The following is a 10,984-nucleotide window of genomic DNA, read 5'->3' as shown; positions in this document are numbered from 1 at the left end:
TCACTCGCTACGGCCATTCTCTCGGGCAAAAGGGTTGAAGGCGTTCGTGTACAAGTTCGAAAGCTTCAAATTGCCTCGTCGAACGACGTCGTGACGCTCCGCGAGATCGAGCCAATAGGTGATATCCTCGATCTCTTGCAATCCATGCTCCGGCCAAGTCACGACGCTATAGTCGCCTTTGCCGTCGCGCGTGTAGACATAGGGGGCGAGCGCGGGATCGAGACGGCCGCGATCGATCCCGATTCGAACCACTTCGTCCTGGTTTCTGTTCGCCCATTCGATCGCATTGGCGATGGCGGCGGCGCAACGTCGCAAATTGTCGGGATTCGTTCTGGCGTAACTTTCCCGCACCATCGTCGCGCCGCGCGCGATGCGCCGGCCGGGAATATCGGCGGTGGAAAAGAGCTGTCGATATCCGCCTTTTCGACGGAGCTCCGCATCGACCGGCGAAAATGCGAAGAGGGCGTCGACATGCCCGCTGACGAGAACTTGCTCCTGGTGCCGAGTTGGAATGACGATGAAATCGACGTCGTCGAGCGTCAAACCGGCGCGCCCGATGTACTCGAGGACATACCACGCACAGGAGAACCATACATTGACCATCGCGATCCGTTTTCCGCGCAAATCTGCGGGCCCTCGAATCGGGCAGTCTTCAAGGACGAAAAGACCGTCATTGGCGCGTCGCGGATCGAGGTTGGGCAAGGACGCGACGATCTGGCGCGTGCCGAGTCCCTTGTCCATAACATTCATGATGTAGATGTAGTCGCCCGTGTTGAAATCGATCTTGCCGCTACTGAAGCCCCAGGCCGCCTGCTGTTGCAGCGGAACAAGCTCGAGCTCCAGACCTTCGGCTCGAAAAAACCCCTTCGCGTCTGCGACATACATGGTTTCGAAGCTCGCATATCGACCCGGCGTGTCCAGCATTCGGACAGGAATGAGGGTCGAGGCGCGCGCACGCCGAGGCGCTGTGAGTCCAGCAAGGCTCAGTCCTGCGCCGCCGAGAGCGCAAAGCGCTGTCCGGCGGCTCGGCTCATTCTCATGAATTTTCGTGTCTGGCATCGTCATGTTCCACGCGTCGGCCTCGTCACCCTCATCCCGCGACGCCAGTGTCTTTCCATCCAAAGAAACGGCGCTCGAGGAGCACGAGCGCCTGATTGGCGGCGAATCCGAAAAGAGCGAGCATCAGAAGCGCAACATAGACGATGTGAATGCCCATGAGATATTGCGCGTTGAAAACCAGGAATCCGAGACCGCTGGCGGCGCCGATTTCCTCCGAGACGACGAGCATCAGCAGGGAATAGGTGGCGGCGAGCCGTAGGCCCACAAAGATCGAGGGAACAGCGGAGGGGATAACGATTCTGGTGAAGATCTGCCGGTCGGTCAGCGACAAGGATCGTCCGTATTTGACCAATATGGGATCGACGTAGGTTACTCCGCTCGTAGTGTTGAGAAGGATCGGCCAGACGACGACCCAATAGATGATCGCGACCTTGGTCACATAGCCGACGCCGAAAAACAAAATGAAGACAGGCAAAAGCGCGATCGGGTTGAATTGCCGCAGCAATTGCAGCAATGGATCGAGATAGCGCCGGAGAGGCGAATGCCATCCCAGCAACAAGCCGAGCGGAACAGCAGTTACGACGCCGAGCGCGAATCCGCCCGCGGAACGCCCCAGGCTGACGAGAACATGCGGTAGAAGCTTGCCTGACCTGGCGAGGTCGTAGCCATGAGCGCAAACTTCGGAGAACGGCGGCAAAAACAGCGGATCGACGAGCTCCAGCCGGGGCGCGGCCTCCCAGAGGAGCAGGAACAGGATGATCATGACGGACTTTTGAAATAGGCCGCGAGCAAAACGCCACGCCCACGCCCGTTCGCTCTCGAAAGGGGAGAGACGCCCCAATAATTTCATCGCGCCGATCGAAGTGAGAGTCATCGAAATCCTCGCCCCGCGGAAAACAGGATGCAATATATTGATGGACGGTAACAGCGAAAGCAGGGACGCGACAAATCGCCAGAGCCGCGCCGATCGTCGCCTCGTTCCAAGCGACCGCCACTCCGAGAATTGAGGCAGGAGCGCGCTCGACGATCCGGCCGGAGTTGGCGGCTCCGACGATGCGTTCGGGCGTCTCGAGTTCGATGGGTTTCGAGACGCCGCGTGACGCCTTCGGGGTGCGATGAATCGCTTTCCGGGTTCAGAGCGCGGCGATCAGCGCGATCTCCACTTTGTATTCCGGCGCGACGAGCTTGGTTTCGACCGTGGCTCTGGCCGGCGGCGCGCTCTTGTCCACCCAAGCGTCCCAGACCGAGTTCAATTCCGGAAAGGTCGCGATGTCGGCGAGATAGACCGTCGCTGAAAGTATCTTGCTCTTGGCGCTTCCAGCTTCCCGCAGGGTGGCTTCCAAGAGGCCGAGAATCTCGGCCGTCTGGTCGGCGACCGAGCCGCCTTTTGATACATCGGCGACCTGTCCCGCCGTATAGACGACGCCGCCGTGAACGACAGCCTTGCTCATGCGCGCGCCCGCACCGATCCGTTCGATGGACATTTTCAACGTCTCCTGAGAAAGTTAGTGAGAGGGTGAGCGAAACCTGCACTCCGCTGCGATCCCTTCGCCTTGTTCGGCGCGAGCAGAGGTATGCGCTGCAATCGTGTGACGAGGCGATATTTTGCCACGCGCCAGGCGATCCGGCATTCTGCGGACATGTTCCGAGCGTCATGAAACGGTCTCGCGTTCCAAGGTCACGGCGCGATCGACCTCGCCGCGCAGCAATTCCCATATTTCATGGCGCAGTCGCCCGAACTCCGGCGCCGCCCGTATGTCTTCGCCCGTTTGACGTCCGGCGAGCGGATTGTGGATGATCTGCTTGATCCGGCCAGGGCGAGCGGTCATGACGACGAGTTGCTGGCCGAGATAAATAGCCTCATCGAGGCCATGTGTGATGAACACGATCGTCTTTTTTGATTGCTCCCAGATACGCAGCAATTCTGTTTGTAGAATTTCGCGTGTTTGCGCGTCCAACGCGGCGAAGGGCTCGTCCATCAAGAGCATGCTCGGCTCATGCGCGAGGCTGCGCGCTAGAGAGACGCGCTGCTTCATGCCGCCAGACAATTGATGCGGATAGCGCTCCTCGAAGCCGCCGAGCCCCACGAGCGCCAGATGCCGCTCGGCGATGGCGCGCCGCTCGGCCTTCGGCACGCCCTTCGCCTCCAATGCAAAGGCCACATTATCGAGCGCGGTCAGCCACGGAAACAACGCATATTGCTGGAATACGACGCCGCAATCGAGCGACGCGCCAGTGACGGGTCTCCCATCGATTCGCACTTCGCCGGCGGTCGGCTGCGAAAGGCCGCCGAGAATATCGAGCAATGTCGACTTACCACAGCCGCTCGGGCCGACGACGGCTACGAACTGCCCCGCGGCGATCTCGAGATCGATCGACTCCAGCGCGGTGAATGTTCCGGTGACGCGGCCTTTCTTGTCCTTCGTAGGGAACTCTTTGCGCAATCCGCGAACACTGATTTTGGCATGTCCGGGCTTCATCACCATCTCTCCCTCCAGCCTGGGAGGTCCGAATGATCGGCTCTCCATCTCGTCAGGCGGCGCTCCAGCAGGACGAGCGACCGATCTGCGGCGAAACCTAAAAATACGAGCGTCAGAACCGCGGCGTAGAGAATGTGAATTCCCATCAGATATTGGGCGTTTTCGACGAGATAGCCGAGACCACTGCTCGCGCCGACCTGTTCCGAGGCGACGAGGATGAAAAAGGCGTAGCCTGCCCCGAGCCGCATTCCCGCGATGATGGAAGGAATGACGGAAGGCCCGATGATCTTGGTGAATATCTGCCAATCGGAGAGCGATAGGGACCGACCATATTTGACGAGGATAGGGTCGGCATATCTCACGCCGCTCATCGTGCTCAGCAGAATCGGCCAGACGACGACCCAGTAGATCGTGGCGACATTGGTGAAATAGCCGACGCCGAAAAACAAGAGGAAAACCGGCAATAGAGCGATGGAGTTGAACTGCCGTAGGAGTTGCAGCAAGGGATCGAGATAACGCTCGAGCGGCGCATACCGGCCCAGCAACAGACCCAGGGGGACCGCCGTCGCCGCGCCGAGAGCGAATCCGACCAGCGAACGCTCGAGGCTCGCCGACACATGCGGCCAGAGCTTTCCTGCCGCGGCAAATGCGAATCCCTCGACGATGATTTCTGAAAAGGGTGGAAAGAAAGATCGATTGATGAGACCTAGTCGCGGCGCGAGTTCCCACAGCAGCAAGAACAAAGCGATGGCAATCGAATTTTGAAACAGATCCCGAGCGATACGCCGTCCGTCATTCGCCGACGCCGATCGTGTGTCGGCCGCGCGCAATCCGTCGCCGTGGCGCAGCCGAGGGAAAACCCGGTTCACGAAACCGGGCTTCGGCTCATGGCAGGGCCCCTCCGCCGCGCGCGACATTTCAATATTTCGCAACGCCGGCGACCGGCGCCGGTGAGGAATATTTCCAGCTGAAACCCGCCTTGACCTGGTTTTCCGTCCAATGATGATATTGGAACTCGAGTGGGAATCTCACCGGCCCATCGTAATACTCGCCGAAATCCGCGTAACGGTAATCGATTCGCGCGGACCAATCGTCGTTCAGCGCATATTCGACGCCGCCGCCGGCGGTCCAGCCCGTGCGGGTCGTCGAAAAGCTGTTGCCGATCGGCAGCAGGTGATAGGTGTTCAATATGCCGCCCCAGATGGCGCCGCCCGTCGCATAGACGAGAATCCGGTCGAAGGCGTAGCCGAAGCGGCCGCGTATAGAACCTTGGACCGGCGAACGCGCAGTGACCGACGCGGAGCCCAGGAGCGGGATCGGAGCCTCCACGGTGCTGCCCAGGCTCGCGCCATCCGCGTCGCCTTCGAGGCCAGCGACCCAGCGGCTCCATTGCCAGTTGTAGCCGACATGCACGCCGCCGATAACGCCCGACGGACTGAACGTCACGGGCGCGACCACCCCCGGCCAGGATACGCTCGCGCCTTTGTCGTCCGCCCAAGCGTAGCCGACATGGCCGCCGATATAGAAGCCTTTCCAGGCGAGGGGCGACTCCGCCAGGACTGCCGGCGACACTTTGCGAGACGGCAGGTCGGTTGCCGCCGCCGATCCGGCAAGTGCGATCATCGCCGTCGCGGCCGAGAACACGTGACGTAACATCGGTGTGGGACTCCTCTTTTCACGGACGCGCAGAAGCGCAAATCGTTTCCACAACCAAAGATCAGGCGACGGCGCTCAGATCGAACGCCCTTGCTCCGACGTCTGCGATCGACGGCGTTTCGACCCCACCTTCAACTCACAAGCCCATTTCACCCAGCGACGAATGTGCGAAGACCTCGATCGAGCCGGGCTGCGGAGATTGCGAACCAGCAATCTCCGATTTCATGAACGGAGCCGACTCGCTTTCCAGAGTCGACGGAAATGAGAGTCATCTCCATGGACTCGCGCTCGTCGAATTCGGCGAGCGCCAATCCTATCAATATTATAGACTTATGCGGCGGGGCGTGCTAAACCGTCGCCTGAAAGAGGACATACCCCTTCCTCGAAAATTCCAATAATTCAAACTTCTCAAGCATCGCATCGAGAAAATTGATCAATGCTCCGGACCAATCTCGACATGGACGTTCTTCGCACGCTGGTCGTCGCGACCGAGCTCGGCGGCTTTGTCAGAGCGGCGGCGCGGCTCGGCCGCACGCAATCGGCGATCAGTCTGCAGATGAAAAAGCTCGAGGAGCAAGTCGGCCAAGCGATTTTTCGTAAGAACGGACGCGGTGTGGCGCTCACCGACACAGGCGATGTCCTGCTCGGCTACGCGCAGCGCATCCTGGCGCTCAACGACGAGGCTGTGGCGGCGACGCGCGGCGTCGCGGTCGCCGGGACGGTGCGGCTCGGGCTCCCGCAAGACCTCGCGGAACATTGGCTGTCAAAAATTCTCGGCCCGTTTCATCACACGCATCCACATATCTATTTCGAGGCTGTCGTCGGCCGCAGCCGCGATCTGCGCGAGCAAGTGGTGCTGGGCGGCGTCGACATGGCTCTCACCTTCGGCGAGATCGGCCCGCCTCACGACGACGCCGAGATTCTGGCGCATCTGCCCTTGGCTTGGTTCGGCCGCCAGGACTTCGTCGCCGATCCCGAACGCCCTTTGCCTCTCGTTCTTCTCGACGCGCCATGCATGTTCCGCAATTTCGGCATCGGCGCGCTCGACGCCGCCGGCCAGCCTTGGCGCATCTCGTTCACGAGCCCCAGCCTCGCCGGCCTCTGGGGGGCGATCGAGGCAGGTCTCGGCGTCACCATGCGTACGAGCCTCGGAATGCCCAAGACCGTTTCCATTCTGGACGAGCGAAGCAATCTTCCACGTCTGCTCGGCGCGGCGCCGCTGTCTCTCCATCTGACGCCCAACGGTCGCGGCGAAGCGATCGAGCGGCTACAATCGGTGCTGCTCGACTCGTTGCCGCTCTTTCTGCCAGCCGGCGTCGAGTTTGGCCCGGCCCTTCGAAGACGGTCGCGACCGTCTGTGGATGCGGCAAAAGTTCCGACGTCCCTGGTGTCGGAGTGAGCCGCGAGCGACGAGTGGGAATAATGAATGACTTGAGAATTACTTACTATTTCCGTGCCCTTCGATTTGTATAGTCGAAATGTCGGCTCACCGGGACGACGCGGGGAATGTCGCCGCCACGCTTTTCGCGGCGGGGCTGCTCCCCGAGCGCAGTGACAGGCGACTTGGTCCGGAACCAAAAGCTCGGCCAAGCCCCGCTTCGCATAGCTGGCAATCGCCTTCAGGGACGCCGGAATAGCCGGCGCAGCCTTTGTGACAGACATATCGACCAAGATCAGCTCGCCGGTTCTCATCGCGCATCAACTGGGTCCGGAGTTCGAAAAAGCCATTGCCCCGCATCTTCCGGCGAATGTCGCGCTCATCGGCTTGACGCCTCATGCCGTGTGGGAAATTCCCGCCGGCGCGCAGGTGTTGGTCGCGGCGCCGCCGCGAGGAAAAAACGTCGTCGCGCCGAAGCAGAAGCCGCAGGGCTGGCCGCACGATCTGCGGTGGGTTCATACGATCTCGGTCGGCGTCGACGAGTTTCCAGATTGGATTTTCGACGGTCCGATCGTGACTTGTGGCCGCGGCTCGAATTCGATCCCTCTGTCGGAATTCGTCCTCGCCAGTCTGCTCGCCGTCGAGAAGACGTTTCCCGAGATCTGGCTCGACGACGATATCGAGACGCGTCCGCGCCGCGAGATGGGCGCGCTGCACGGGAAAACGCTGGGCCTGCTCGGCTTCGGATCGATCGGAATCGAAGTGGCCAAACGCGCGCGCGCGTTCGGGCTTCGCATCCTCGCGCATCGCCGTAGCGAGGCGCCGAGCCCTATTTCCGATGTCGAGTTCGTCGGTTTCGAGCAACTCCTCGCCGCGTCCGATCATCTCGCCGTGCTGCTCCCGCTGACCCGCCAGACGCGCCATCTCCTCGATACGCGCGCTTTCGAGCTGTTGAAGCCGGGCGCTCATATCGTCAATATTTCGCGTGGCGGCGTCATCGACCATGAGGCGCTCGTCGCTGCGCTCGAGTCGGGCCGCGTCGGATTCGCCAGCCTCGACGTGACCGAGCCGGAGCCGCTGCCCTCCGACCACCCGCTCCGTCGGCATCCGCGCGCGCATATTTCACCCCACATCTCCTATAGCGGTCTGCCGCCATATCAATTGCTGGTCGAACTGTTCCTCGCCAATCTCGGCAATTTCCTGGCTGGCGAGCCGCTCGTCGAACGAGTCCGTCCGGAACTCGGATATTGACGCTTTTCCATCGGGGTCTGAACCATTCATGCCGCGCCGCCCGATTGGAACGCTTTACGCTCGGACGGAATCGTTCGTCTGAATTGGCTCCGAAAGAAAAATGAAACCAGCTTCCGATCCAGTCGGATCGGAAGCTGGCGCACAGCGTCTTGGAAAAAAGGAAATCGTCGCGCGCTCGCTTGCGGATCCCGCACGCGTCGATGCCGCCTGCTCTGCTCGGACCTTCGCGCATGTCGTGACGATAATGGCGCTCGAGCGGCGAGGCGCTCCTCGAAATTCGCGCCGACGGCAGCCGAACAACTCCGCACGAGGCGGCGCGCGAACAAAATCTCTTGTGTTCGTAGATGATGGGAGATCGAGCCACATCATCCGTGAATGATCGATCGACTCTCTAAATACATCAGTTCAGAAGTATCAATTTTTGGCAATCAATTAGACGTGCGACTACAGCCGAGTTCGAGCAGCCGCACGATCCCAGCCCGAAGAACGGCGGCTCCTCGAGAAAACCGCAACGCGCGATCCGACGCTTCGAACCGTCGGCGAAGGCGGACCCCGCGCGGCGCGGAGGGATGGAGGCGATGTTGATCGAAGTGAAAAACAAAAGTCGAAAGGCGATCGGCCCGGCGCTCACCGCCATGCTGATCGCATCCGGCGGCGCGGCCCGCGCGGAGTCGCCGGCGAATAACGCCGTGATAGAGGATGTTGTCGTCGGCTCCCCGTCGAATTCGGCGCAGCAGGGGAGGGCGTTGCAAAACAAGCCCGTCGCAGCGACGATCGTCACCACCGATCAACTCGACAATTTGCAGATCACCAATCTCGAAGGGGTGAAAAAGCTCGTTCCGAGCTTGAGTTACAAATATGGGAATCTGAATAGCAGCACCTTCAACATTCGCGGCGTCGGCAATGCGAACAGCACCCCCGTGATGGGCATATTCAACGGCGTCGGGATCTATGTGGACGGCGTCTATTTGCCTCTGCCAGGGAGCTGGACGACAGATATTCCAGACATGAGCGGAGTCAGCGTTCTGAAAGGGCCTCAAGGGACGCGTGGGGGCTTCGACAACACAGGCGGCGCTGTCTATATATCGACCGCCGCGCCATCTTCCACACAGGAGACGAAGCTCGACGTTTCGACCGGAAGCTACGATTTCGTCCAAATCAAGGGAAGTGTCACGGGCCCTGTCTTCGACAGCGACTGGGCCGCCTTCCGCGTCGCGGTTTTCGGGAAAGATCGACAAGGCTATGTCTATAGCACTCTGAACCCGTCATATCGTTACAATGATTTTCGTGACAAGGGCGGCCGCGCGCAGCTTCTGCTGCAGCCGAGCAATGATCTGAGCGCGCGATTCAGCGTCGACTATTCCCACGACGAAACTCACGTCGCGCGGCTGACGAACGGAGCCATGGTCAACTATTCGAACGGCGCTCCGCTACCGAATAATTTCTTCGTCAGATCGGCCAGGGTCGGCTATTTGCCGATCAACGTCTATGGATTCGCAAATTTCACCAACGACCTCGCCACCAACTATCCCCAGGAGGCGGTGGAGAGCTACGGCGCGTCGGCGCACATCAAATACAAGATCGGCGATTACACATTCTCCTCGCTGACGGCCTTCCGCCAATATGACTTTCATTTCCACGGCTACAACAACGCCAGCATCAATGTGGATGTGCAGCGGCAGTCGGCGTGGCTCCCGAGCGCTCGATCCGTGCAACAGGATCTGAGCGTCGCGACCTCGGTAGGAGATTTCGTCGACGTGAACGCGGGCCTGTTCTATTATTGGCATATTTTCCGCAATTGGGCGGCGCTCAATCGTGGCGATCAGGCGGGTGTCTGGTTCGGCAATCCGACGACGCCGGCCGCGACGACTATCGCCAAAGCGGCTCTCGACGGCGCCGGCCTCGACTCCTACAACAATCCAGAAAGTCACAGCGTCGCGCCTTATGGGCAAGCGATCTGGCACATAACGCCAGAGTTCGATGTCACCACGGGTCTGCGCTATTCGTATACTGCGAGATCGTCGACTTCCACCGGACAGACCTACGGACGGTCGTTCGACGATCTCACGCCCGACCAGCAGGCGAGCGCGCAGGCATTACGAAACAGTGTCTACGGCACTCCCGCCTATTGGTCTTACTACAAGAGCACGCGTCAAGGGCTGCTTTCCGGGCTGCTGTCGGCCTCATACAAGGTCACGCCCGATATCACCGCATACGCGACCTATGCCCGCGGCGTGCGTCCCGGGGGCCCCAACGCCTCTTGGACAGCTTTGCCGGCGGGCGCGAGCACGGCGATCAAGCCGGAGGAAATCGATAACTATGAGCTGGGCGTAAAGAGCGAATGGTTCGATGGCCGTCTGCTCGCAAATTTCGCCGGCTTCTGGATGAACGACCGCAATTACATCACCAATCTCGCGACCTTGAGCCCCGCTGGGACGTCGATCACGACCTATATGGCGAATGCGAAGCGAGTGATTTCACGGGGCGTGGAAGCGGATTTGCGGGCGCAACCGATCGAGGGGTTGAATCTCTACGGTTCGGGCGTCTTCAACGACGCCTTTTATGCTTCGTTCGAGTCGGCTCCTTGTCCGATCGAGGAGTCGAATGTCTACAAGACATGCAACTTTACCGGCCGGCGTCTCGCGATCGTGCCGAGATGGGCTTTCTCCACCGGAGGCGAATACAGCCATCCACTCGGGCAAGAGATCCCATTCGTGGAAAAAGCAGCGATCGGATTCTTCGGCGCCGATTTCAGCTGGCAGAGTTCCTACTTCTCTGACGCGCCCGATTCGATCTACAGCATCATCCATTCTTACGGCTTGCTGAATTTCAACATAGGCGTCAAAACCGACGATGACAGCTTGAAGCTCACGGGCTGGGTGCATAATGCGCTCGACAAGCGCTACTTCCTCAACGTCTCGGCGACGAGCGGGGTGGGTGCGGGATTGATCGTGGGCGTGGCCGGCGATCCGCTGATGGCGGGAGTGACGATCGCCACGAAATGGTGAGGCGGGGCGAAATCTCGAGCGAGCGCGGCCGCTCGTGGAGTTTCGTAAAAGATGATGGTTTCGGACGGCGGCCGATTCCTGAATGGAGTCGATCGAAGCCTGGAACCGAAGATTCAGGGATCGAAAGTCGGCGGTAGACGGCGTGCGTATTG

10 protein-coding genes are annotated in these 10,984 nt (G+C 60.3%); 3 read left to right on the top strand and 7 right to left on the bottom strand.

Annotated elements, in window-relative coordinates; genetic code table 11:
• From IY145_RS11400 to IY145_RS11375, 6 genes are all read right to left on the bottom strand, one after another.
• Complete coding sequence (locus tag IY145_RS11400; RefSeq protein WP_196408322.1) at positions 1-885, bottom strand: ABC transporter substrate-binding protein; 885 nt, start codon at positions 883-885, stop codon at positions 1-3.
• Between the two features lie 205 nt (positions 886-1,090).
• On the bottom strand, positions 1,091-1,933 hold the full coding sequence (locus IY145_RS11395) for an ABC transporter permease (protein WP_196408321.1): 843 nt from the start codon (positions 1,931-1,933) through the stop codon (positions 1,091-1,093).
• Between the two features lie 259 nt (positions 1,934-2,192).
• Positions 2,193-2,543 (bottom strand): RidA family protein, encoded by a 351-nt coding sequence (locus IY145_RS11390; RefSeq protein ID WP_196408320.1) that lies wholly within the window; start codon positions 2,541-2,543, stop codon positions 2,193-2,195.
• 168 nt (positions 2,544-2,711) lie between these two features.
• Positions 2,712-3,539, bottom strand: a complete 828-nt coding sequence (locus tag IY145_RS11385) for an ABC transporter ATP-binding protein (RefSeq protein ID WP_196408319.1) — start codon at positions 3,537-3,539, stop codon at positions 2,712-2,714.
• Entirely contained in the window at positions 3,539-4,456 is a 918-nt protein-coding gene (locus IY145_RS11380) for an ABC transporter permease (RefSeq protein WP_196408318.1), read from the bottom strand. Before IY145_RS11380 ends, IY145_RS11385 begins: the two co-directional genes overlap by 1 nt.
• 1 nt (position 4,457) lies before the next feature.
• A complete protein-coding gene (locus tag IY145_RS11375) occupies positions 4,458-5,195 on the bottom strand; it encodes an outer membrane protein (RefSeq protein WP_246721976.1) in 738 nt (245 codons plus the stop codon).
• 436 nt (positions 5,196-5,631) lie between these two features.
• On the opposite strand from IY145_RS11375, the gene IY145_RS11370 reads away from it, so the two are divergent.
• Together IY145_RS11370 and IY145_RS25710 are read left to right on the top strand one after the other, a co-directional pair.
• Positions 5,632-6,594, top strand: a complete 963-nt coding sequence (locus IY145_RS11370) for a LysR substrate-binding domain-containing protein (protein ID WP_196408317.1) — start codon at positions 5,632-5,634, stop codon at positions 6,592-6,594.
• 252 nt (positions 6,595-6,846) lie between these two features.
• On the top strand, positions 6,847-7,824 hold the full coding sequence (locus IY145_RS25710; protein ID WP_196408316.1) for an NAD(P)-dependent oxidoreductase: 978 nt from the start codon (positions 6,847-6,849) through the stop codon (positions 7,822-7,824).
• Positions 7,825-8,224: 400 nt separating this feature from the next.
• Here the strand turns inward: IY145_RS25710 and IY145_RS11360 are convergent, their stop codons facing one another.
• Complete coding sequence (locus IY145_RS11360) at positions 8,225-8,608, bottom strand: hypothetical protein (protein WP_196408315.1); 384 nt, start codon at positions 8,606-8,608, stop codon at positions 8,225-8,227.
• Between IY145_RS11360 and IY145_RS11355 the strand changes: the two genes are divergently transcribed.
• Complete coding sequence (locus IY145_RS11355) at positions 8,571-10,832, top strand: TonB-dependent receptor (RefSeq protein WP_196408314.1); 2,262 nt, start codon at positions 8,571-8,573, stop codon at positions 10,830-10,832. The genes IY145_RS11360 and IY145_RS11355 overlap by 38 nt on opposite strands.
• Positions 10,833-10,984: the final 152 nt, after the last annotated feature.

Origin of the sequence: Methylosinus sp. H3A, from assembly GCF_015709455.1 — a bacterium.
Classification (GTDB): domain Bacteria; phylum Pseudomonadota; class Alphaproteobacteria; order Rhizobiales; family Beijerinckiaceae; genus Methylosinus.
Note: the sequence above shows the minus strand (reverse complement) of the source record. Positions and strands in the feature narration are given on the sequence as shown.